At 30.6% G+C, this 25923-nt stretch carries 24 protein-coding genes; 3 read left to right on the top strand and 21 right to left on the bottom strand.

From position 1 onward, the window contains the following. Window positions 1-2: 2 nt before the first annotated feature. Window positions 3-2600 (bottom strand): alanine--tRNA ligase, encoded by a 2598-nt coding sequence (gene alaS, locus RMAG_RS04380; protein ID WP_011738222.1) that lies wholly within the window; start codon window positions 2598-2600, stop codon window positions 3-5. Between the two features lie 719 nt (window positions 2601-3319). Here alaS and glmS point away from each other — a divergent pair. The 3 genes from glmS to galU are packed head-to-tail and all read left to right on the top strand — an operon-like array spanning window position 3320 to window position 7239. Next, window positions 3320-5167: a glutamine--fructose-6-phosphate transaminase (isomerizing) gene (gene glmS / locus RMAG_RS04385; protein ID WP_011738223.1), complete on the top strand. Its 1848-nt coding sequence runs from the start codon at window positions 3320-3322 to the stop codon at window positions 5165-5167. Between the two features lie 9 nt (window positions 5168-5176). Then, window positions 5177-6412 carry a glucose-6-phosphate isomerase gene (locus tag RMAG_RS04390; RefSeq protein WP_011738224.1) on the top strand — a complete coding sequence of 412 codons (1236 nt, stop codon included), beginning with the start codon at window positions 5177-5179 and terminating at the stop codon, window positions 6410-6412. Beyond that, window positions 6409-7239: a UTP--glucose-1-phosphate uridylyltransferase GalU gene (gene galU, locus RMAG_RS04395; protein ID WP_011738225.1), complete on the top strand. Its 831-nt coding sequence runs from the start codon at window positions 6409-6411 to the stop codon at window positions 7237-7239. Before RMAG_RS04390 ends, galU begins: the two co-directional genes overlap by 4 nt. A gap of 23 nt (window positions 7240-7262) precedes the next feature. Here galU and RMAG_RS04400 read toward each other — a convergent pair whose 3' ends face one another. From RMAG_RS04400 to gmd, 20 genes are all read right to left on the bottom strand, one after another. After that, window positions 7263-9161, bottom strand: coding sequence for a polysaccharide biosynthesis protein (locus RMAG_RS04400; RefSeq protein WP_011738226.1), 1899 nt, complete (start codon window positions 9159-9161; stop codon window positions 7263-7265). A 14-nt stretch (window positions 9162-9175) separates the two neighbouring features. Continuing rightward, entirely contained in the window at window positions 9176-9736 is a 561-nt protein-coding gene (locus RMAG_RS04405) for a sugar transferase (RefSeq protein ID WP_011738227.1), read from the bottom strand. Further along, a complete protein-coding gene (locus RMAG_RS05885) occupies window positions 9733-9936 on the bottom strand; it encodes a hypothetical protein (protein ID WP_024792137.1) in 204 nt (67 codons plus the stop codon). The genes RMAG_RS04405 and RMAG_RS05885 overlap by 4 nt, the downstream gene beginning before the upstream one ends. Beyond that, window positions 9920-10177: a Rossmann-fold NAD(P)-binding domain-containing protein gene (locus RMAG_RS05455; RefSeq protein ID WP_049752795.1), complete on the bottom strand. Its 258-nt coding sequence runs from the start codon at window positions 10175-10177 to the stop codon at window positions 9920-9922. The genes RMAG_RS05885 and RMAG_RS05455 overlap by 17 nt, the downstream gene beginning before the upstream one ends. Before the next feature lie 446 nt (window positions 10178-10623). Then, complete coding sequence (locus RMAG_RS04415) at window positions 10624-11367, bottom strand: glycosyltransferase family 2 protein (RefSeq protein WP_011738228.1); 744 nt, start codon at window positions 11365-11367, stop codon at window positions 10624-10626. Beyond that, window positions 11364-12512, bottom strand: coding sequence for a glycosyltransferase (locus RMAG_RS04420; protein WP_011738229.1), 1149 nt, complete (start codon window positions 12510-12512; stop codon window positions 11364-11366). Before RMAG_RS04420 ends, RMAG_RS04415 begins: the two co-directional genes overlap by 4 nt. Before the next feature lie 995 nt (window positions 12513-13507). Further along, window positions 13508-14380, bottom strand: coding sequence for a glycosyltransferase family 2 protein (locus tag RMAG_RS04425; RefSeq protein WP_024792140.1), 873 nt, complete (start codon window positions 14378-14380; stop codon window positions 13508-13510). A gap of 409 nt (window positions 14381-14789) precedes the next feature. Beyond that, window positions 14790-15428: a LicD family protein gene (locus RMAG_RS04430; protein WP_011738231.1), complete on the bottom strand. Its 639-nt coding sequence runs from the start codon at window positions 15426-15428 to the stop codon at window positions 14790-14792. Next, on the bottom strand, window positions 15418-15873 hold the full coding sequence (locus RMAG_RS04435) for an adenylyltransferase/cytidyltransferase family protein (RefSeq protein ID WP_011738232.1): 456 nt from the start codon (window positions 15871-15873) through the stop codon (window positions 15418-15420). The genes RMAG_RS04430 and RMAG_RS04435 overlap by 11 nt, the downstream gene beginning before the upstream one ends. Window positions 15874-15877: 4 nt before the next feature. Beyond that, window positions 15878-16822, bottom strand: coding sequence for a hypothetical protein (locus RMAG_RS04440; protein WP_011738233.1), 945 nt, complete (start codon window positions 16820-16822; stop codon window positions 15878-15880). A gap of 90 nt (window positions 16823-16912) precedes the next feature. Then, a complete protein-coding gene (locus RMAG_RS04445) occupies window positions 16913-17506 on the bottom strand; it encodes a hypothetical protein (RefSeq protein WP_148196304.1) in 594 nt (197 codons plus the stop codon). Window positions 17507-17637: 131 nt separating this feature from the next. Continuing rightward, window positions 17638-17799: a hypothetical protein gene (locus RMAG_RS05890; protein WP_157834490.1), complete on the bottom strand. Its 162-nt coding sequence runs from the start codon at window positions 17797-17799 to the stop codon at window positions 17638-17640. 3 nt (window positions 17800-17802) lie between these two features. Further along, window positions 17803-18936: a class I SAM-dependent methyltransferase gene (locus RMAG_RS04450; RefSeq protein ID WP_011738235.1), complete on the bottom strand. Its 1134-nt coding sequence runs from the start codon at window positions 18934-18936 to the stop codon at window positions 17803-17805. Next, complete coding sequence (locus tag RMAG_RS04455) at window positions 18936-20507, bottom strand: glycosyltransferase family protein (protein ID WP_011738236.1); 1572 nt, start codon at window positions 20505-20507, stop codon at window positions 18936-18938. Before RMAG_RS04455 ends, RMAG_RS04450 begins: the two co-directional genes overlap by 1 nt. 1 nt (window position 20508) lies before the next feature. Beyond that, window positions 20509-20856 carry a cupin domain-containing protein gene (locus tag RMAG_RS04460; protein WP_011738237.1) on the bottom strand — a complete coding sequence of 116 codons (348 nt, stop codon included), beginning with the start codon at window positions 20854-20856 and terminating at the stop codon, window positions 20509-20511. A gap of 10 nt (window positions 20857-20866) precedes the next feature. Beyond that, a complete protein-coding gene (locus RMAG_RS04465; RefSeq protein WP_011738238.1) occupies window positions 20867-22012 on the bottom strand; it encodes a hypothetical protein in 1146 nt (381 codons plus the stop codon). A 26-nt stretch (window positions 22013-22038) separates the two neighbouring features. Continuing rightward, a complete protein-coding gene (locus RMAG_RS04470; protein WP_011738239.1) occupies window positions 22039-22530 on the bottom strand; it encodes an HAD hydrolase family protein in 492 nt (163 codons plus the stop codon). Then, the gene (locus tag RMAG_RS04475) at window positions 22520-23848 is read right to left on the bottom strand and encodes a flippase (protein WP_011738240.1); all 1329 of its coding nucleotides are present in this window, start codon (window positions 23846-23848) and stop codon (window positions 22520-22522) included. Before RMAG_RS04475 ends, RMAG_RS04470 begins: the two co-directional genes overlap by 11 nt. Continuing rightward, window positions 23838-24794, bottom strand: a complete 957-nt coding sequence (locus tag RMAG_RS04480; RefSeq protein WP_011738241.1) for a GDP-L-fucose synthase family protein — start codon at window positions 24792-24794, stop codon at window positions 23838-23840. Before RMAG_RS04480 ends, RMAG_RS04475 begins: the two co-directional genes overlap by 11 nt. A gap of 10 nt (window positions 24795-24804) precedes the next feature. Then, window positions 24805-25896, bottom strand: coding sequence for a GDP-mannose 4,6-dehydratase (gmd, locus tag RMAG_RS04485; protein WP_011738242.1), 1092 nt, complete (start codon window positions 25894-25896; stop codon window positions 24805-24807). Window positions 25897-25923: the final 27 nt, after the last annotated feature.

Genomic DNA, 25923 nt, shown 5'->3' on the forward strand with positions numbered 1-25923 from the left:
ACTTAAATTAATGATTTAACTGAGGCAAGTGCCTTGGCTAAATATTCAGGCTGAGTACCCCCGCCTTGTGCCATATCTGGACGACCGCCACCTTTTCCACCAATTTGTTCTGCAACATAGTTAAGAATTTTTACAGCTTGATACCGCTTAGTTAAGTCTTTCGTTACACCTACAACTAACGATACTTTATCATTACTTACCACTGCTAATACGATAACAGCCGAACCTAGTTTGTCTTTGAGCTTATCAGCAATGTTACGCAAATCTTTGCCACTAGACCCTTCTACGACAGTCGAAAGTAATTTAATATTTCTCACTTCTTGCACTTGTCCAATCAAATCATCTCCTTGATTGCTGGTTAATTGTTTTTGGAAAATGGTAATTTGTTCTTCCAATTCTTTTTGCTGTTTAATAAATTGTGTGACTTTTTCTACCACTTGTGCATTGTTTGACTTGGTCATTTGTGAAATTTCACTCAAGCTATTTTGCATTTGATTATCAAATTGGTACGCATCATAGCCTGTTAACGCTTCAATACGACGCACACCAGCAGAAACACCACTTTCTGAAGTAATTCTAAAAAGTCCAATATCGCCGAGTTGCTTCACGTGAGTGCCGCCACATAATTCCACTGAAAAATCATCTTTACCCATGGTTAAAACACGAACAGTATCACTATATTTTTCACCAAATAGCGCTATTGCGTCTTTTTTTTTTGCATTTTCAATATTAATAATATCGGTATGTACTTTTGTATTTCCTAAAATCTTACGATTAATCATGCCTTCAATTTTATTGATGTCTGATTTAGTAATCACCTCATCATGCGAGAAATCAAAACGTAGTTTTTCACTATCGACCAAAGAACCTTTTTGCGTTACTGTCTCACCCAGAACAATGCGAAGTGCGGCATGTAATAAATGTGTTGCTGAATGATTTCTAGCAATACATTTACGAGATTTTTTATCAACATTGGCTTGTATTGTATCACCCACTTTTAAAACGCCCTTGTTTAAAACGCCATAATGTTCAAATACGCCTGATTTTTGTTTATTTGTATGATCCACTTTAAACTCAATTTTTGCATTAGACAGAACGCCGCTATCGCCAACTTGGCCACCTGACTCAGCATAAAAACTTGACTGAGCTAAAACTACAATTCCATATTCACCTGCTTTAATTTCTTCAACCAATTTACTATTTTTAACAAGTGCTAGAATTGAAGAAATATTCTCCAATTGTTCATAACCTAAAAACTCAGTTACTCCTATGATATCAACATTTTTTTTAGATATTTTAAAATCTCCTGCTTGTCGAGCGCGGTCTCTTTGTCTGGTCATTTCAAACTCAAAACCTAACATGTCAATGGTTAAATGACGCTCACGAGCAATGTCTGCTGTTAAATCTATTGGAAAACCATAAGTATCGTAAAGTTTAAAAACTGTTTTACCATCAATCTCACTACCATTAAGATTGGTGATTGCATCTTCTAAGAGTCTCATACCTTGGTCTAACGTTTGTGAAAAACGTTGTTCTTCACGCTTTAGTACCTTTTCAACTTTAGGTAAAGCTTGTTTTAATTCCGGATAAGCATCTTTGAATTCCAATGCCAATACTGGCGCCAAACGGTAAAAAAATACTTTGTCAATACCCATCTTATGTCCATGACGAATACCACGGCGAATAATACGACGAAGTACGTAACCCCTGCCTTCATTTGAAGGGTTGACGCCATCAACAATCATAAAAGCAGTAGAACGAATATGATCAGCAATCACACGCACCGAGGCATTATTATTTTTAATATTATTGGATTTAGGTGTTAGGTTTACAATAGCCTTAACAAGACTTTGAAAACCATCTGTATCGTAATTGTTATTCTTATGTTGTAACACAGCGGCTAAACGTTCCAAACCCATGCCTGTATCTACACAAGGTACAGCTAATGGTTTTAAATGACCATCTTCTTGTTTATCAAATTGTGTAAATACTAAGTTCCATATTTCAATATATCGGTCACCATCTTCATCAGCATGCCCTGGTGGGCCACCGGCAATATGCTCACCATAATCATAAAAAATCTCACTTGATGGACCACACGGGCCTGTATCACCCATTTGCCAAAAATTATCTTTAGTACCACAACGAGAGATTCGGTTTTTAGGAAAGCCAATTTCATTGATCCAAATATTTTCTGCTTCATCGTCCTCTTCAAACACACTCACCCAAAGTTTTTCCTTGGGTAGGTTTAACTCTTTTGTCAGAAATTCCCAAGCATAATAAATAGCTTCACGTTTAAAATAATCACCAAAACTAAAATTACCCAACATTTCAAAAAAAGTATGGTGGCGTGCTGTATAGCCAACATTTTCAAGATCATTGTGTTTGCCGCCAGCACGCACGCAACGTTGAACCGATACAGCACGCATATATGGACGCTTTTCCACGCCACTAAATACATCCTTAAACAGCACCATACCTGCATTAACGAACAATAAAGTTTTATCATTATGAGGAATAAGTGATGCACTAGACTCAATCGTATGACCTTTTGACTCAAAATAATCTAAGAATTTTTGTCTAATTTGTGCAGTTTTCATTTTGCCAAAAGCGCTTGATAAAAGTCCGCATTATACGCCGTAAAAGCCTATACAATAAGGGAAGTATCTCCTGCACTCTTGAAGAGTAATATCAATATCACCTGAAAATGAATCAATCATAATGGTTGGTTCTAATGAGCAATAGTTCTTCATCAATAATCACATCTATATACTTTTCTAATGTATCCAATAAAGCATGTACAACACCATGATTAGACACTCTAAGACCAATGGTTTTTTCTTAGTACGTAACAACGTTATGTATACCTTGTAAGATACATATGTATACGCTAGGTAGAATTTTCTTGAGCAGTCTAAAAATATTATTCAACTTGGTATATTTACCAATGTGTACCAAATCATGTATCATACGTCTAATTTTAGTATGCGTCATTTAACACCCATTTTTACCCGCTAAAAACATCTGAATACTGATTTCATATCCTTACAAATACTTTCTTGAATCAGAATTTTGGCAAAATGTGTTCGAATAATCATGCCTATTTTAGCAAGCACTTTGGTTTTTTACATAGCATTAATAATATCAGCTCCGCTCAAACTACGCACTATCACACTACTTCAGTAGGCAATAAAATACCATCTAAATGATACGAGTGATTGTGTAAGCCGATGATTACAAGTTGTTTATTATAATCTGTCTGTTTTGTAAGCATAATTGACTATAATCTCAAACATAATTACTTAATACAATTAATATCATGTGTGGAATCGTTGGCGGCATTTGTAAAAACAATATCACCCCAATTCTACTTAGTGGGTTAAAGCGCTTAGAATATCGTGGATATGATTCAGCAGGCATTGTCGTCTTGTCAAACGACAATAAACTAAGTCGTGTGCGTGTAGTAGGTAAAGTGATTAACCTTGAAACTAGTATTCAAAAACAAAGTCTAAAAATACAAGGTAATATTGGTATTGCACACACTCGTTGGGCAACCCATGGCGAACCATCAACACAAAATGCACATCCTCATATTTGTTTTGGCACTGTTAGTGTTGTACATAATGGCATTATCGAGAACTTCCTTAAACTCAAACAAAAGCAAAAAGAACAAGGTTATGATTTTACTTCAGATACCGATACTGAGGTGATTGTTCATAGCATCCATCAAGCTCTAAAAACGTCAGTAAATTTACTTAAAGCCACCCAAAAAGCTGTAAAAATCTTTGAAGGAGCTTATGGTTTAGGGGTAATATCATCAGAATACCCAGGGCATATCGTTGTTGCTAAAAATGGCTCACCACTCATTATAGGCATCAGTGATGAAGGTAATTTTATTGCCTCAGATCAGGTGGCTTTACTGGACATCACCAAGAAATTTATTTTTTTAGAAGAAGGGGATGTTGCCGATATTACGTTTGATTCAATTACTATTTACAATAAAGATGGTAGACAAATCAATAGAAGCATTAAAACTTCAAATCTTAACAGCAAACAAATTGACCTAGGTGATTATAAATATTACATGCAAAAAGAGATTTTTGAACAACCGCAAGCAATTCGTGACACGTTAGAATCACGAATTACCAAAAATACCGTGTTGCTTTCTGCCTTTGGTTATCGTGCTAAAACCATTTTCAAAAATACAAAGCACATTCAAATTATTGCTTGTGGTACTAGTTATAACGCAGGCTTAGTCGCTAAATACTGGCTTGAAGACATTGCAAAAATACCAACTAATATTGAAGTGGCCAGCGAGTATCGCTACCGTAATCCTATTGTACTTGATAACACTCTATTAATCACTATTTCTCAAAGCGGAGAAACTGCTGATACTTTAGAAGCACTAAGATCTATCAAAAAGCGTTACAAGAATATTCACACATTAACCATTTGTAATTGTGCAGAATCTTCCTTAACACGTGAATCTGAACTTATCTTATTAACCCACGCCGGCCCTGAAATTAGTGTAGCTTCTACTAAAGCCTTTACCACGCAACTGGTATCTTTAGCATTATTTTCAGTTGCCATTGGCAAATGTCATAAACAAGTGGATAAACAACAAGAAGCCTCTATTGTAGATGGTCTAAATCGCTTGTCAGGTTTGATTAAAAAAACACTTGAACAAGAAAATAAAATTATTAAACTCGCACAATCTTTTAAAGACAAGTTTAATGCCATTTTCTTAGGAAGGGGAACAATGCATGCTATTGCCATGGAGGGTGCGCTTAAACTTAAAGAAATTAGCTATATTCATTCGGAAGCTTTTCCAGCAGGTGAGCTTAAACATGGCCCTATTGCTCTAATTGATAAAGATACACCTGTTATTGCAATTGCGCCTAATGACCAACTATTAGATAAGCTCAAATCAAACTTACAAGAAGTCAAATCTCGTGGTTCACAAATGATTGTTTTTGAAGATGAAATGTCCAATGTACTTCCTATGAAAAATATGACTGTCATGTCAATTACACATAACCTTGGTAGAATTACAGCGCCTATTATTTTTACTATTCCTTTGCAACTACTAAGCTATCACGTTGCATTAATCAAAGGCGCTGATGTTGATAAACCTCGTAATCTGGCTAAATCAGTAACTGTAGAATAACGTAATATTATGATTAGCGTACTAGGTTTTGATTCTGATTTTGACCCTTGTCTTTTGGGTCGAATTATCAATGAAAAAAAAGAAATTGGTTATTATAATTTACCTAATCAAGATACTACCTATGTTCATCATTATTTAAAACAACTAAACAAAAGGCAAGATTTGAACAGCATTATTGATATTGTTGTTATCGGTATTGGTGGGTCAAGCTTAGGCGCTAAAGCGGTTTATCATTTTATTAAACCCATAAGACAATTAAAACGAAACCTGCATTTTATGGATAGTACCGACCCTGTTACTATTACCAATATTTGCAATAGTATAAACATGGGCTCAACACATTTTATTGTTATCTCTAAATCAGGCACAACTATTGAAACAATTGCGGCTTATAAGCACATTCTTGCAATAATTAAAAGCGTCCAACTCTCGTATTTTCCCTTTACTTTTATTACCGACCAAGGTTCACTACTAGCGCAACATGCTCAAAAAGTTAATGGCTTAATTATTAATATACAACAAAATATTGGTGGCAGATTTTCACTCCTAAGCAGTTCGGGTATTATCCCATTGGCATTGACAGGCATAAAAATTGATTGTTTGCTAAAAGGTGCTGCAAAAATTAAAGACAGTTTTTTTAATCAAGGTTATATGCAAAATGCATTGCTCAAAAAAGCAACTTTTTATGCCAAAAACTCTTCAAACTATAACATTAATGCCTTATTTTCTTATACCGATTCACTTAAATATTTTAATGATTGGTATGTACAATTATGGGGAGAAAGCTTGGGTAAGAAACAAGAAAACTCAGCCCTTAATGTTGGATTAACACCTATTGGACTAACTGGACCTAAAGATCAACACTCTTTTTTACAATTATTGTTTGAAGGAACCAGAGATAAAAGTGTCACCTTTATTAAACTTAAAACCTTTGACAATCACCAAAAAGTACCTAATATTACCTTAGAAAAATTAGAAGCGTTAGATCTAATTAATCAAGTTGAATTCTCAACCTTAATTAATATGCAGTCTGACGCTCTTATAGAATCCTTAAAAGAACATACAAGAATCCCACTTGATGAAATTATTTTGCAAAAACAAGATGAATTTAGTATTGGTCAACTGATTTATTACTACGAATTATTAACATCACTTGTTGGGGACTTACTCAATATTAATACTTACAATCAGCCTGGTGTAGAATCTGGCAAAAACATCCTCATTAAAAAACTACAACAATTATGATTAAAAAATGTCTTTTCCCTGCAGCAGGCTTTGGTACTAGATTCTTACCAGCTACAAAAGCAGTACCCAAAGAAATGCTACCTATTCTGACCAAACCATTATTACAATATGCCGTAAAAGAAGCACTTGATGCTGGCATGAGCAATATGGCTATCGTCACCGGCAAAGGTAAGCGAGCCATTGAAGACCACTTTGATCGATCTTTAGAGTTGGAAATGCAAATTCAAGGTACGCAAAAAGAAGTACTATTAAAAGAAATTAATGCCGTTTGTAACAATTCTACCTTTACTTATGTCAGGCAAAAGCAAATGCTAGGATTGGGACATGCCATTCTCACTGGTGAACCGCTAATTGGTAATGAACCATTTGCTGTCCATCTAGCTGATGATTTATGCACATCAGAAAATGACAATGTACTAACTCAAATGATTCAAATGTACAACAAATATCAATGTTCAATCGTGGCTATTGAACAAGTGCCCATGGATCAAACACATAAGTACGGCGTAATTACTGGTGACTTGGTTAACAATACTAATGACACATACCGTGTTACTAGTATGATTGAAAAACCAAATCCAAAGGATGCACCCACTAATATGGCTATCATAGGTCGTTATATCTTAACGCCAGATATTTTTAACATCCTAAAACAAAATAAACCTGGCAAAGATGGTGAAATTCAAATCACCGATGCGCTACTCACCCAAGCAAAACAAGGCAGAGTGATTGCTTATAAATTTAAGGGCAAGCGGTTTGATTGCGGTAGTATCCAAGGTTATGTTGAAGCAACAAACTACTTTGCTAAACAGCAAGGTATTATTTGAAGTTTATATTCTTGAAACGGTTCTTACTTTTTTAGAACAGGTAAGGATTGGTTATTAAATAATAAGTCACTAATACCGCACTGTGGCTTAAAACCTGGTACAATTTGTATCAGTAATAAACGTAATTTATTTTGATCATGGCTAGTAATAGCAAGTTTTATATCATCTAATAACAATCTTAACTCTCTCCAAGAGAGCATATTTTCTTGAGCTTTCATAATCATTGAGTGACTAGTATTCAACGCATTGTCATCAATTAATAATTCTTCAAAAAGCTTTTCTCCTGGACGAAGACCTGTGATTTTAATTTCAATATCTCCATTTAAGTTGGTTTCATCTTTAAGCTCTAATCCCGTTAAATGAATCATCTTTAAAGCCAAATCATAAATTCTAACGGATTTACCCATATCAAGTACAAACACATCACCACCAGAACCCATAGCACCTGCTTGAATAACCAATGCCACTGCTTCAGATATGGTCATAAAATAACGAACAATTTCTTTATCAGTCACCGTTACTGGTCCGCCTTCTTTAATTTGTTTTTTAAACAAAGGAATAACCGAGCCGCTAGAATCTAGCACATTGCCAAACCTCACTATGCTAAACCTTGTATCACTTTGACATTTTGACAATGCTTGCAATACCATTTCAGCACAGCGTTTAGTGGCACCCATGGTATTTGTTGGACGTACGGCTTTATCAGTGGATATTAGCACAAATGTTTCAACCTTGTTATTAATTGCAGCTTGTGCACAATTGAGCGTACCAAAAATGTTATTCATTACGCCTTCAGTATGATTAAACTCCACCATAGGCACATGTTTATAAGCCGCAGCATGATAAACTGTCTGCACTTTAAATTGCTTACACACTCTTTCTACTCTGTCTTGGTCAACCACAGAACCTAATATTGGAAATACCTTGGCGCTATCACTCAATTCTTTATCAATGGTATAAAGTACCAATTCACTTTGCTCAAATAATATTAGTTTGGACACGCCGAGGCTAATAACCTGTCTACACAGCTCTGAACCAATTGATCCACCAGCACCTGTTATCATCACAACTTTGTTTTTGATATTCACTTCAAGTAGAGATTGATTAGGACTGATAGGCTCTCTACCCAACAATTCACCAATACTCACATCACGTAAATCATCAACTTTAACTTGACCTTGCGCAAGTGCAGACACACCTGGCAAAATCCGTACAAGAACTGGATATGATTCTAATAGATTGATAATTTCATTACGCCTTTGACGTGACACTGAAGGCAATGCCAATAAAATTTCATTGACACTATATTTGTATATCAATAATTCAATATGCTTAGTGCCATATACTTTTACACCATTAATATATTGCTTATTTAAATCCTTAGCATCATCAATAAAGGCAACAGGCTTATACTCTTTTGATTGTAATAATGCCTCAGATAACTGCCTTCCAGCCGCTCCAGCACCATAAATAATAACATTTTTCTTGCTATTTTTAAGAAAAGTACCCACATCAGATAGCGCCCATCTAGCCAACATTCTCAATCCACCAATTGCCATAATTGCCAGTAATCCATTAATAAGTATAACTGATCTTGGAATGCCTTCTACGGCAGTTATAAAGCCAACTACGCCCCATATCAGTGCATATAGAGATACGGCCTTAATTACTGACCATAATGCCTGAAGCCCTAAAAACCGAACAATACCATGATAAAGTCCAAATTGAATAAAAATTGGAATAGCAATCACTGGTGCGCCAATAATCACCAAAAAAAGATCGCTTTGTGGCCAATACCAATATCCAAGTCTAAGAGAAAAGGAAACTAGCAATATACTGACCAACACAACTGAGTCAATCAATAAAACAATTAATTGCTTAATAGTCCTAGGCAATGTTGTTAATTTCTTAAATAGTTTCATTATTTTAAGCACCTTTAATGAGACACGTTTTCTCGTTTAATAACTTTTAAAAAAGTCATCCATAATATTCTTATGTCAAACCAAAATGACTGATAAGCTATATACTCTATATCTAAATTAACTTTATCAATAATTGACAATGTATCTCGCCCATTAACTTGCGCCCAACCAGTGACGCCCGGCAATAATTTATACACTCCTTTTTTAGTGCGCAAAGCAATTAAATCCTCTTGGTTAAACAGTGCAGGTCGTGGCCCCACAAAGCTCATATCACCTTTTAAGATTGAATACAATTGTGGCAATTCATCCAAACTTGTACGTCGCAAAAACTCACCAATAGGCGATAAATAAGTACTTGGATTGTTTAACAAGTGTTTTGCTATAATGGGGGTATTCATTCGCATTGTACGAAACTTTGGCATATTAAAAATAATATTATTTTTTCCGACTCTATCTGACCAATAAAGTATACTGCCCTTTAAGGTTGATTTAACTAATACAGCCACTACAATAATCGGCAACAACATTAACGAAGTACAAATTATAACCAACAACAAATCAAATCCTCTTTTCATTTGCTACCCCTTAAGCGTTCCACCCATAATGACAACACAGGTTGCCAACCTAATAAATTCCTTATCTTAGAATTATCTACTTGAAGTAATGAAGATAAGTAAATTGCATTTAATTTTTTACTCAATAAATTAGCAATAAAAATCATAAAGCCTACAGGAATTAACAATAAATATGGATTTTTATCAAAGGCTTTTTTCAATTTTTTTAAGTAGCTGCGTGGTAGATAAATCTTGATCATCAGAAATTAAAAAAACTTCATTTAAAACTTTTTTATGACTTACGCAAGTAATTATAAAATCTACCAAATTATCAAGCGTTATTAAAAAACGAGTATTTTTAATCAATCCCAATGTTAAAGGCATTAAAAATTTTGAACTTAACCAATTAATCAACCTACCAAAATTACCAGGCATATTAACATCATAAACTAAAATAACCACCTTTAAACCTGTCTTATTTAATAATTTAAACCCACTTTAGATTCATATTTACTAACGGCATAAGGTTCTTATGAATTAAGCTTTGTTATTTTCTGTGAATTCAATATTGCTACTATTGACATTAATCCTAATAGAGCTAATAAAAATTAATCTTTTTACTTTATTAATAGCTGATTACGTTACCAAATTCAAATTTGTATTTATTTGTTGAAATTCATCAAGTACTGACATCTTCTTTGGATCAAGTACATCTGCTTTACCTGCTAGACGCATCACAACATCAATGCCACCTAAACTGTGCGAAAATACCCAATCACAAACTGCTTAATCCTATTAGAAAAAATATTTATTTTTATACGAATAACGACAGATAAATTACCCCCTTATTAAGTAATTCTTTAGACAACGCTACCTACAAAACCTGTCGCCTGAGAGTAATATGTTCATTATTTTTTCAACAATCCTACTATTTTTTGCAGATACTTAGATAAAATTTTAAAAATATTAGTTTTAATACCATTTTCTTTACAAACCCGTAGAGTTTCAATATTATTTATCCAAATACTACTTAAAGAAGTACTAACGCCACCTATTCGCATTTTGACAATTACTTCTGGTAAATAATGATAACTAATTTTATATGTATATAAAAAACGCACTAAAATATCAAAGTCAGCAGCATTTTTTAAATCTGTTCTAAACATACCATATTTTTGATAAACTTCTTTTTTTACAAAAAAAGTAGGGTGAGCTGGCATCCAACCATAGGCAAACTTATTAGGACTAAAGTAACTATTATCATATCGCCTAATCACTTTTTCTAAATTGTTAGGTCGTACGTACACCAAATCTGCAAACACACAATCCACTTTTTTTTCAAATACTTTGATAATTTTTTGGATGACAAATTTATTAATATAAAAATCATCGGAATTTAAAATTCCAATAATATCACCAGTTGCTAACACAATTCCTTTATTCATGGCATCATAAATACCCTTATCTGGTTCAGATACAAATTTTGTAATTTTATTTTGATAATTTTTGATAATTTCAATTGTTCCGTCTGAAGAACCGCCATCAATAACAATATACTCAATATTTTGATAATTTTGACTCAAAACAGAATCAATAGCATCCTTTATAGTGGTTTTATTGTTCCAGACTACTGTTATGATTGATAACTTCAATTTTCGTCCAATATTTGTTTATAAATCTCTATTTGCTTCTTAACCACGTAACTATTTTCAAATTTTTTAGCTTTTAATATTGCATGATTACTCAAAAAATCATAATCTTTATATTCAAAAGACTTTTCAATAACATCTTTAAGTGTAATTTTTGAACAAATAAACCCATTAACACCGTCTTGTATAAAATCTTTTCTAGTGCCTACATTAAACCCTATAACTGGCACACCAAAGTTCATAGCTTCAATCATTGTTAACCCAAAAGTTTCATACAAAACTGAGGTTTGAATTAAATATTTGACACTTGAAATTATTTGAAGCGTTTTCTCTCTTGAACATTTTCCTTTGAAAATAATATTACTCTTATTGTATTGATTCCTAATATTCTCTTCATCATCTCCACTACCTACAATGATTAATACAAATTGTTCATCTAATTTTTCCCAAACCTTTAAAAGCTCATAAATTCCTTTAGACTCTTCTAGTCTACCAACATACACATACCCGTTTTTATTGTCACCCCTACTAAACGACATATTTAAACTATTGGGCTTAAGAATAATCTTTTTTTCATCTACACCCAAAATCTTGATTTTTTCTTTTTGAAAATTTGTTAATACAAAAAAATAGTCAATATTATCGAAAACCTTGATAAATTTATAAAACCAGAATGACGACTGTGCCAACATACTTTGAACCAGTGATTTTCTAAAGCATTTATTTAAAATACCTTTAAATGAAAACTTATGCTTAGTACATAATTCGCACACTCCATAACCATCTCTATAAAATGTACCAGATATACACCAAAGGCGATAGTTATGTAAAGTATGGATAACTTTAGCACCACCATTTTTAGCGGCCTTAAAAATACTGGGTGTTAAAAGTGGATAAAAATTATGTACATGAACAATATCAATATGGTTTTTTTCAACCATTTTTCTTATCTTTTGATAATATTTAAATGAAAACCAAATACCAAAAATAAGCTTAAATTTACTAACACCATCATTAGACACGTCAAAAGAAAATACATTTTTTCTTTCTAATATTTCTTGTAAAAACTGTAATTCATTGTTATAAACAATATCTTCACCACCTATTTTACTAGACTGATATTTATTATGAACGATTAAAAGTTTCATATTTTGGTTGATATATGTTTCTATCTATTTAGAATTTCTATTTTTAATAGAGAATCTCTTAAGACCACCCAATAGTTTTTCCAATTCAACCACAATTTTGTGAGACAATAACGGGTAATTTAAAATGAAGCATCTCTTCTACAACTAACCCATAAGCCTCTTAAATATTTGGTAATTACATATATCATTTTCAATAAAATAATTTTTGAATTTTTTATTGTTTACAAAACCTTCAAATATTGTATTTTTATTTTCAATACTTTAAAGATGATTTTTCACTTTCGCCAGTATCTATTATAGCAAATTGATGCTCTTTTAAATCGTTAAAAACCTTAATTAATAATTCTATATGTAAATTGTCTGAGACAAATACAATAGAAATAATGTAATTTTTAAACAATAATATAAGCAACATTATTTGTACACAAATGAATAATAATATTGTAGGGTAATAAATAAAAATTATCTTGATGAAAGCAAAAAAATATACTACCAATAAAAACAAACAACAAAATATTAAAAGTATTATCAAGCTCGAATGGCAAATTAACAAAAATACAACTATCAATTGTATAAATATATTTTATATATTCTTGTCTATTCCAAATAAGATTAATCTAGTAAAAAAATAAAGTAGGTAAGAAACATGCGTATTGAACAAGGATGAAAAATCTATCCCAATAAATATTACCTATAGTTCATCAAAAATATTAACACTTTCTCTATGTAAAACATATCTTTTTACTGATTTTACAATTAGCTCCAAAAAATAAAAAAGAAATATGAAGTAAAAAATATTTAACAAAAATACCTTAATGTTTAAATAAAATTTAATAAAAAACAAAAACATACACTAAAAGTGAAAGTTGACATACCCAAAAATAATAGTAAGTATTCCCAGTACCTTTAAATTATCAATCTAATTAATTTTTTGCATTATAATTTAACACACACTTACACCAAAAATAATTTACCCACCTCAACTCAACTATTATTTATATTTTCTTCAATAGAGTCTTTATATAAAACTTTAATAAAGACCAATATTTTATAAAATAAAGAAATAAATTACTTGCCACCTTATTATTGTTTTTAATTTGACAATATTCCTTAAATATTTCTAAAATCCTGTCATTATTCAACCCATCAGCACGCCATCTAGCAACAATAATATTTTTAGTCAATACTTTAGGAAAATGGTGATATGAACGTAATAGGTGCTCATAATCCATGCAAAAAACATTATTTACATCAAATAAGCCATATTTTTCAAAGTAGCTTTTATGTGTAAAAAGACCTTGATGGGGTATAGACATTCTAAATAAAAGTGATTTTTTATTAAAATTACTAACATGCTTTGAAACATATAGCTCTTTACCATTTATATCCACTCTTTGCACTTTTGCACTTATAAGCACATCTTCTTTTGTATTAACATTGTTAAATACTTTTTCCAAAGCGCAGGTAGAATAAAAACCATCACTATCACCTTGAAAATTTATATATTCACCTTTAGCAGCCATAACGCCTTTATTAAAAGCATCAGCTATACCATCGTCTTTTTCACTCACCCAATAAGCGATTTTATCTTCATATTTTTTGATAATGTCTACAGTTCTGTCCGTTGAGCCACCATCAATAATAATGTATTCAATATTGCCATAAGTTTGTTTGATAACACTTTTAATGGTTTCTTCTAAAAATTTATCACCATTAAAAACCACAGTCACAACTGTAATTAATGGCTTGTTAGGGTGCAACTTTTTAGAATATTTATGAGTTTTTGTTTTGTCTTTATTATCGTTTTTTGGTAAAGATAGGTCTGATTTAGATGGATTTTCCAGTATGATTTTTTGGTGATTATTCATATTTACACCTAAGGTCGATTTTTCACTATAAAAGTTTCTATTTATATTTCTTTGTCAATATATGCCAATAAATTTTTATTGGTAATTTTTCTTAAATTAATAATATCAAAAAAGACAAAGTGTCTTTTTCGTTAAGCTGATAGACAAAAGCTCTTTCATCGTAAATAATAGCAATACCTATATCACTTTCTTTTTTGTAATTATCTGTGGCTCATGAGCCAAAAATAATAGATTTTTCATTAGCTTCCAAGATAACTTAAAATTTGACGAAAAAAACTGCATGACTCCTACTTTTTCAACGATTGTTAGGTTATCTATTGCTTAGTACTTTATTCTAATAATCTAAAATATTTATAAAAATCACATGTCATCTTTCATAGTTTTTCTGCTTCATGAGAAATATTTTAAATTAAAAAATTCTTAATATTTTCTTAAAATAATTAATTAAAAAATTTGGTAATACAGATTTTATTGCCTTTTTTACTTTAAATTTTAAATTTACAGCAACTGCCGGTTGATTTTTTTTTGGTATATTCCAGTCTAAACCATAGATCTTTTCTAAAAAATACATTGGATTTTTGGGTACGTTAAATTTTGTATCTAAAAAATTTATTGTATCAAATTTTTCTAAATAGAATGAATTAATACTATCTGAATTACAAACCCTTCTTCCTAATATTTTCTTTTTAAAAAAATAAATATCAATATAATCATCATCTCTAATGATAGATAAAAGATCTCTTTCGTATCTAGCAACTACAAAGCCATTATTTTTTAATTCAAATAATAATGACAACAAAGTCTCTCTATTTTCATCAAGACAAAAGACATCAACATCTTCATCATATTTAATGAAATTCTTTTCTCTTATGGCACCAAGTAATGTTCCATAAGTCAATCCAAAAGAAACATTGTTTCTATCTAAAATTGTTTTAAAATTAAGTAAATTATTTTTACAAACATCTAAATCAATAATTTTTCTACCATAAAATAATTCAATTGGAGTGTACTTATAAGTACCTCGATTTGTAGAAATCTCATTTATCATATTTGGTTTTTTTAACCTCAAAAATACTAAGAAAATCCTCTTTTGAAGTAGAGAGGAATTCAATTAAAGATTTTTTTAACTCAGTTGTAGATATATCTTCTGTCCTATCTAAATAAACAACTTCACAATAATTACTTAAAAAATTAAATTCACCTTTCCAGTCATTCCCTATAGCAAAAACATCAACCCCATATTTTTTTATATCTTTAATTTTTTGCCCCCATGCTTCTTCTGGAATTACTCTATCTACACATTTAATATTTTTAACAATTTCAATGCGTTGCTCAAAAGGTATAAGTATCTTTTTCTTTTTAACAAGATTAAATTTCTCTGTTGAAACAGCAACAATTAACTCATCCCCCATATTTTTTAATTTTTTAAGTAATTTTAAGTGTCCAATATGGAACATATCGAAAGTTCCATAAGTAATGATTGTTTTATGCATAAAATTACCTAATATTAAGAAATTTTTTAATTAGCATGGAAATAATTTTCTTAACCTTAACAAAAGTTTTTTTTATTTTTTTATTTTCAAAAGAAAAATCATAAGTACTGTTTGCTAATACATATTTAGGATGAGACAAGGGGAAATATAATTCTTTTGTTTTAGTAAATTCCTTTGGAACTTGACCAAATGTATGTGTTGCGTTATCTCCAAATCCAAAATTTGCAACCATATTATATTTAGGAAATATACTCAACTGTCCCTGAGATGCTAGAGAAAAATACCATTGCCAATCCCAAGCACTTACTGCGCCAGATTGAATGGTTTTTACTACATTATTCCAATATACAATACTATGTTTTCCATATCCCATATTCTCAATGATTATATTTTTACTACAACTATCTAACCAACTCATATCAAAATCCATATTTTCCCAAGATCTTCTCCAAGCCGCCCATCCCCAGCATGCCTTATATTTTGAAAAAGTATAAGAGTTTTTAATAAATTCTTGCCCTATATGATTGGTACCACTGATCATTCCAATTCTATTATCATTCTGATATCTTATTAGCAATTCTTCACAATACCAAAAGAAACTTTGTCTAGGAACGCAATCATCTTCAAGTATTACTCCCGACTCTTCGTTTTTAAAAAACCAATCTATGGATAATTTAACATTGGGGCCACATCCTTGATTTTTCTTCTGAAAAAGAGTTTGAACTTTACAATCCCAATCAATATTTGAAACTATGAAATCTCTTACGTCCTGAGTCTTTTCACGCTCTCCTTCTTCCTGTTCTCTTGCTCCATCTGCTGCTATGTATAACCTGGGTGGTTTTGCTTTTTTTATAGTTTCAAAAACTTGTTTTGTGTTATCAAGTCTATTAAAAACTAAAAATAATACTGCCGTATTAAGCGGGTACTGAGGTGTAAATTTATTTCTCATACTATCTCTAGAACCAACCGCCTTATTATTTTAAACAAAAAAAATTCTATTTGACAACTTGGCATATCCTTTTTTATTTTACTTAAAATATTAATCTATCCAAGTAAACTTTATCCTTCTCAAAATAGAGTAAATAAAAATTATTTTTACGATTATAAAATTTGGGATAATTTTTCTAAAAATGGATAATTTTTTCCTTTTCTCTCTAAATTCAATTAATTTAATTTCATACCTAGACATGCTATTCTTATACAAACCTCTACTTATCAATGAGTAACCATCATTCCCATGATCATCATCAATACTTGCAAAAAGTTCATATTTTGGTATGGCCAATGTGATTGGATAAAACCCAGTATCCGTAGATCTTTTTTCAAAATCAAATGGGGTTTCTTTTGACCATCGTTTTAATTTCGGATGATTTGTTCTAATAATTTTATTAAACAATTTAACACTAGAAATACTAACTGCAGATAGTACATAAAAGTATCGGCTAAATTTTTTCTCTATGACATGGATGTTTTTCATATTCATATCATATATATTCAAATGATTTGTTGCATGTGAAACTATACATTTAAATTTATCTTTAGTACCATTATGCCACCAACTATATATTAAATGATCAACTTTATTCTCTCTCATATCAATCAAAATATCATCAAATTTTTCAATATTAGCCATATTAATATGATCTTCTATCCAAAAAAATACAAAATCTGTATCTATTTGAGGTAACATCTCTCGTGTATCATAAAACCACCCTTTTCTAGATTCTATTACATATGGATACAGCGCCTCACTAAGTTGTTCTTTTAAAAAAAAATAGTTTTAAGTTTGTAACTACCTCTAACATTTATCACCCATTTTTGGGCTTTAATATCTTTAAATGATTCAAATGAATCTTTCATTCTTTGATATCTCTCTTCATTGTTAATTCTAAAATTAGCAAAAATAGTTAGAGTTGGTGTGTTCAAATCTTACTCCATAAACCTTACATTATGATTAATATTTTTCAAAATATCTTTTTTTATTTCATTGTTATAAACGCCAGCTTTAAGTATCACCATGGGATTTTCAATATTTTTTAAAATTTCTGGTGATGCAACTTGCATATCTGTGCCATACAATCTTTTACCTTGTTTATTTGGATCATTATCCAATAGGCAAACCATTTTACTAGTATTTAAGCCAAAGGCTATTAGGTATTGAGAAAATACATGAGCACCAAACAAATAAATCTTAGTGGTGCTATTTTCTATTCTTTTATTCAAATTATGTACTAATACTTCATGATATAAAATATAGTCTAAATATAGTTTTTTATTTTCTTCATATAGGCTATCATTTAATTGAATAGGTTGTACAGATGAATCTTTTATAGTGCCATAAAAAATACTATGATCATCCATAAAATATTCTTTTTTATCTATTTTAAACCCATGTTTAGCAAGTAGATATTCAACATAAGGCTCTGTTAAAAAAATTGTATGTTCAAAGTTAATACAATTTGTATATTTTCGCTCTAACATCACTTTCATATTTGGAATACTAAAAATTAATTTTTTTCCATCTTTCATGAGCTTAGATAAATATTTTATAAAAGCATCTGGTTCATAAATATGTTCAAATACATGGGAATGTACTATTGTGTCATAATCATCTTCAAATATAAAAGTATCATCAAAAAAACATTTTATAAGATTGACTTTTACTCCACTAGCTAGAATAGGATTTGGTTCTACAATGGTCCAATTTGAGCTGTTAATATCTTGGTACTTTTTTGATAAAATCCCATGAGCCCCTCCAATTTCAATCAAACTATTTGGATTATAGTAACTTAAAAATTTAGCAAATGCATTATGATGATTGTCCCATATTTTTCCTACAGCCCCTGCATGATTTTCAGGATATAGTATATTTAAAGGAATCAATTCTTTTAATTCAATCAATCCTGAATTTTTAAAAATAACCCAAGTCATATCAGCAACCAAGTCTTCCTTTTGTAATTGTTTAGTACACCCCATATAAACTGGAAAATTTCTCAAAGTATGCAAAATTTCTAAATTTTCACTCTTTGTAATTTCGCATCTATTTCTAGTTCTTATTTCCACTAACCTTCTCCTAAAATCTCATTTAACATATTTTTACCAAGATAAAAAAGCAATAAACTGTATGGATAATGATGAAGTGTTGCAATATTAAGATAAATTAATGCTGTCATTAATTGCACTCTCTTATAACTATATCCTTGTTGTTCAATCCATTTTTTAAAATAATTTTCACAATCAACTAAATTTTGTTTTCTTAAAAAATCATAATAAACTGTATTTAGTCTATGATCCACTTCAAATAGATTTTTATCAACCAATTCATGTGACACAATAATGCCATGATTTAATTTTGCAAAATCATAATAAATATCACCATAGTCCATAATTCCACCAAAATTTTGCCTCCAATCAATTAAAGTAAATGGTATTTTACTTTCACTATTTATAAGAATATTTTCAAAATGCAAATCGCCATGAAATCTAACAGGAATACCACAAGTTAATTCATTCCAATTAACTTTATCTAATAAATTAAAAATTTTAGGAATTTTATTACCATTTATTATTTCTTCTAAGTCTATCTGCTCAAAAATTGTAAAATATTGTTTCACTCTTTTGTATGTTTTTTCTTTATAAAACTTCATACAAATATCTTTAAATTCTTTTTCTTGATTTTTATCTAAATCTTTTTTAATCCAAAACTTTTCCATCCAATCAAGATAATACTTAAAAGTGCTTATTGTAGGATTCTTAGAAAGAACTTCACCTTTAACCTTGTTATATGAATACATATTAGTAGTTGAATTTATTATACTTGGTATAAAGTTTTCCAAACCTTTTGCTCTTTGCACTCTATCTTTTATAAATAACTCATCAATAGAAAATTTAACAACTTTATCAGCCACAAACCAAATAGCTTCTTCTTCTTTTTCTAATATATTTGCATCAATATTTTTACTAAAATACTCTCTTGTTTTATTTAATTCATTAATATTGCCAGTGTCAAACCATGTAAATGTAATTGGTTCAATCCCCTTATCTATTAAAAACCTAAGACCATAACTTTCGCCTATTTCAATTGAGCCTTGATTTATCCCGCTATTCATAGCCTTCCAAAACTCTTTATAATCATAAATCCCAGCTAATCCTATATAGGCCTTAACATCACCCTTTGTACCTTTTACACATATCTCCACTACATCTCTTTTTTGAGTTCTTATTGTTCGATATTGACTATTATTTTTAATTTTGGCTTGACCCATCCAATTGTGTAATGGAGGTTTAATATTCTCTAAAACTAGAGTATCATTTGAACTAAATATAAAAGGGCATTGTAAGTATTTTTCACATTGAATAATAGTATAGCCAAGACCAGAGCCCTCGCCTTCATACAAATTAACATCAACAAAAGTAAATTTTCTATTCGAATAAGCTAGAGTTAAATAATCTTTAACAGTTTGCGCTTTATATCCTACAGGTATAATAAATTCTACATTTTCATCAAATTTTTCAATAATATATGAAATTACAGGTTTATGAGCAACTGATATTAAGGCTTTATTAACATTTTTTGTCATACCTTTCAGTCTATTACCAAGCCCAGCAGAAGCTATTAAAACTTTATATTGCATACTAATCTCGTTTATATCTATCTTGTAGTCTAACAACATCTTTTAATTCTGGCGTTGAGATTTCAAAATAAATACTATCTTCCAATGCTTCCATTCTATGAATTTTAAATGGATAGAGAGTTAGATAACTATTTGGTTTCATAACAACTTCATCAAGTTCGTCTATTTTATCTCCAATATATACTTTTAAACTCCCAATTAAAAGATACACTGTTTCAGTTTTTATCTCATGGTATTGTAAACTGCATGCATGCCCTTTATACATTGTTAGTTTTTTAAACACATATTTCTCATTTTTTTCTAGAAGATCCTCTTTTCCCCATGGTTTTTTTGTAGTTACCAGTTCCATTTTATATCCTTCATATCATTTTAAATAATTGTATATATCTTGTCATAGATTGTTTAATCAATGTTTTTAAATATTCATCTAAATTTATATTCTTCCGTAACAATCCACTTACAACTTTTTGTTTCATTTCAATTATTTGTTCATTTGAAAATATATAATGCCCGCAAATAATAGTTTTATCAATTGCTGTAGTTTTACTATCTTCCAATATCCATTTTTTCCATTTATTTGAGGATACAGCTATATTTACAAATAAATCAAATTCTTTTTTATATCCAAAAGTATTTAAAAGGTATAAAAAACCTTTTGTTTCAACTACACCAAACTCTGGTGCTACATTTGAAGCGCGGATGCCTAATATTGGTCTTAAAGACAACGCCTCATTGCTGAGATAATCAACATTATGTTCTTTTAACATCACATCATATTTCTTACACAGAAATACAGTCTGTTTTAAATGTTCAAGCGATAAATTACTAGTAGTTATAATATCATCTTTAAATATCCCTACATTTTTACACTCCATCACTTTTGTACCTGTTTGAGCAACTACAAAAGTTGGTTTTGTTATTTTATTTTTTTTATAAAATTTTTGAGTTTCATTTAAGAAATATTCAAATTGTTCAAGGCTTTGTCCATAACCATCTTGCTCTTCGGTTCCTAATTCAAATTGTATATTTTTATTATTTTGTTTGGCAAACTCAAAGGTATGACCATATAGTTCAAATAATCTATTTAAGATTTTATCTATTGTTAAATTTTCACCTTGAATTGGAATACTAGGATCTAAATGTAGAAAATTAAATTCAGCTAAAATATCATTTTCAAGTGATTTTTTCGCAGAAATCATAGAATCTAATATATTTAAATTATTTTCTATTTCAGATATGCCTTGCCAAAGACCGCCATGATCCCTTGCTAAAAAAATTTTGTTTGCATTTTTATTTTTTACATAATTTACAAATTTTTCAGTAGTGAAATTTTCTACATAACCACCTCCAAATTCCTTACTATCTATTTGTCTTCTACTGGCAATAAGGATCTGGGGTATATTAAATTGTTTAGATAATTCTATACTAGCATCAATACAATTTTTACTCATAGGGCCACTACATAGTAATGTGGCTTTTTTATTTTTTAAAAAATCTTTTATCATGCTGTCTAGTGTCCACTTAATCTAATTTATTTATTTGGTAATTCATCTAGAATATATGGCTTAAAAAAATTTTCTAATATATGTAAACTAGCTTCTGCAACGGCACGATTCGCACCACTTCTCTTAGTAATAAAGTCCGCTACACTCTTCACATATTCATCACCATTTGCAGGGGCAATACAATAAGCTACTTTTTTAAACACATAATGATCAAATATACCATCTCCCATATAAATTACCTCTTTTAGGTCCCATTTCTCTTTAATCCAATCAATTCTTTTAATCGTACTTACTAAATGAAGTGGTCTTTTCATATCGTCCACTATTCTAGATTTTGATATTTCAAAACCTCTATGATCTCCTGTTACAAAATGAATATCAAGATATGGCTCTAGTAATGATAAAGCATCATTATCATCCGCCCCAAACACTTTCATGATTTTTCCATCTGATGAATAGTAAAACCTTCCATCTGTCATTACACCATCTACATCTAATATAAAAATTTTAGGACTCACTATTTACCTCACTAAATTTTAGCTTCCAAAATGAAAATATCGCCACAATCATTAACAATACATTGCTCCTTGTAGATCTCATTATTAAATCAAATATAAAAATATTAAAAGTAAATGATACAAATGTAGCTATCATTGCCCCATTAATACCATATATTGGTATTAATATATAATTCAAAATTATATTTAAAAAGCTAGCTAATGCAATTGTATACAACGAATATTTTTGCATATTCTCATTTAATAAATAACTACTTCTACCTACACCAAAAAATGCAAAAAACAATCTGAATCCAAAAATTGCAAAAATAGCTCCAGCTTCTACATACAAACCTCCATATAAAAGAACAACCACACTTTCCCCAAAAAAATAAATTGGTAGTGATACTACTAAGAACATACTCATCATCAATCTATAAAAATTAAGCGTTCTGAAGCGATAAAGATTTGGTGATATTTTTTTAGTACTAATAATAGCAGGTAAAAATGTACTCTGAATTATCATTGGTAGAAATCCAAATATTGCCATTAACTTAAACGCTATACTGTAATATGCTACTTTAGCAAAACCAAGCATTTCTTTTAACATAATTTGATCTATATATGATTGAATTGACAATGCTAAACCAGAGATAATCAACGGCCAACTATCTCGTAATAAACTAACTGCCATTTCTTTTCTAAAAACTAATTTTTTAATTTCTAAAATTGAATTCTTTAAAAAAAATAACCCAACTGCCAATATAAAACTATCGAACAAAATAACCCAAACAAAGGCTATCAATGATGCTTCATTTAAAATAAGTACTATTTTTATGATAGAGGATATAAAAAGAGTAACTACATTTACATATACCACATACTTACTTAGTACTTTAGCTTGAAAATACATATCTATCACATTAAAACTTTGAAAGATGGTGGCTGAGGCTATAATGAATACTAAAGCATTAGTAAAACTGTCATTTGAGGTGAAATTTATAGCAATAGCTAAGATCAATAGTACGAATAATGCACCTATAAATTTTAACCAAAACGCTGTTCCGATAAGTTCATTTATACAATTTTCACCCTTAACTAATTCACGCACCACTATTCCATCAAGACCAAGTGTGGCAATGACTGCAAACAAACCCACAAAACTTTGAGCATAACTGAACAATCCGAACTGCTCTGGACCTAGGTACCGGACAACCCAAATACCAACGAACAATCCTATAGCCATACGCAGAATTTTTTCCCCAAACAGCCATGATGTATTTTTAAAATATTTCATAAAACCACTATGGTTTTTTAAGTCTTTAATTTTATTTAGCATTATTCATAAACCATCGATAAGCTTTATCTAAACCATCTTCCAAACTAGTTGTTACTTGCCAGCCTAATTTACTAATTTTATTAATGTCCAACCGTTTTCTTAACGTACCATCTGGTATTTTATCATTCCAAATAATTTTGCCTTTAAACCTTGTTACTTTTTTGATTAATTCTGCTAATTGCTTGATGGTGATGTCTTCACCAGTACCGATATTAATATGCGATAACATTGGATCAGTGTTATTTTTGTAAGTATTTTTATTAAAAGAAATAACAAAAATACACGCTTTTGCCATATCATCAACATACAAAAACTCTCGCATTGCTTTACCTGTACCCCAAACTGCCACTTCATTAGCATTATTAATTTTTGCTTCGTGAAAACGACGTATTAAAGCAGGAATGACGTGGGAATTTTTAGAATAGAAATTATCGCCTATGCCATATAAATTAGTAGGCATAACTGAGCGAAAATCAGTATTATGTTGCCGATTGTAGGATTCACAAAGTTTAATGCCTGCTATTTTAGCAATCGCATAAGGCTCATTAGTAGGCTCTAATGTTGATGTTAGTAAGTATATTTCTTGTATAGGCTGTGGTGCATATTTTGGATAAATACAAGAGCTACCTAAAAATAATAATCGTTTTATTTTATTTTGATAGGCACTGTGAATAATATTAGCTTCTATCATTAAATTGTTATAAATAAAATCAGCAGGGAATTCATTATTAGCATAAATCCCACCAACTTTAGCGGCAGCTAGAAAGACATATTGTGGTTTTTTTTTGGCGAAAAAATTAGCCACTTGTTGTTGATTAGTTAAATCCAACTCATTATGAGTTTTATAAATTAAATTTTTAAAATTTTGGTTTTTTAATTCTCTAACGATTGCTGAACCGACTAAGCCTTGATGACCAGCAATATAAATTTTATCGTTAAGCTGCATCTTGGATTAATTATTCGTTAAAATTAGGTATTTTAAAGCCGTGCCTTTTAATCAAGGTATCGCGCTTAGCAAGATTAATGTCATTTTCCATCATCTCACGTGCCATCTCCTCTAAGGTAATTTTTGGCACCCAGCCTAGTTTTTCTTTAGCTTTGGTTGAATCGCCAAGTAATGTTTTTACCTCAGTTGGTCGGAAATAGCGTGCATCAACCGCAACAATTAAATTACCAGTTTCCATATCATAACCTTTTTCATTCATACCTTTATCTTCCCAGCGGATTTTTTTATTTAAATGACCCCAAGAAAAATTAACAAAATCACGTACAGAGTATTGAACACCAGTAGCAATACAAAAATCATCTGGCTCATCCTGCTGTAGCATGAGCCATTGCATTTCTACATAATCTTTAGCGTGTCCCCAATCTCGCTTAGCATCCATATTGCCAAGATAAACTCTATCTTGCAAGCCTAGTGAAATACGAGCCAATGCTCTGGTGATTTTACGAGTAACAAATGTTTCTCCACGTATCGGCGATTCATGATTAAACAAAATTCCGTTACAAGCATACATACCATAAGCTTCACGATAATTAACTGTAATCCAATAAGCATAAAGTTTAGCAACTGCATAAGGAGAACGTGGATAAAAAGGCGTAGTTTCTTTTTGTGGTATTTCTTGTGCCTCTCCATATAACTCCGAAGTAGAAGCTTGATAATAACGAGTTTTCTTTTCCAAACCTAAAATACGAATTGCTTCCAATATACGAAGTGCACCAAGACCAACAGTATCTACCGTATATTCTGGTATTTCAAATGAAACTGCAACATGTGATTGTGCACCGAGGTTATAGATTTCATCAGGCTGGATTTGTTGAATAATGCGTACTAAGCTCATTGAATCAGATAAATCGCCATAATGGAGAATAAAATTTCTATGAGAAGTATGTGGATCTTGATAAAGGTGATCAATACGATCGGTATTAAATGATGAAGAACGGCGTTTAATACCATGAATCTCATAACCCTTCTCTAATAAAAATTCTGCTAAATAAGCACCATCTTGACCAGTTATACCTGTAATTAATGCTTTCTTTTTATTCACTATTTAGGCTCTAAAAAAATTTCAACA

The sequence above is a fragment of the Candidatus Ruthia magnifica str. Cm (Calyptogena magnifica) genome (assembly GCF_000015105.1).
Taxonomy (GTDB): domain Bacteria; phylum Pseudomonadota; class Gammaproteobacteria; order PS1; family Pseudothioglobaceae; genus Ruthia; species Ruthia magnifica.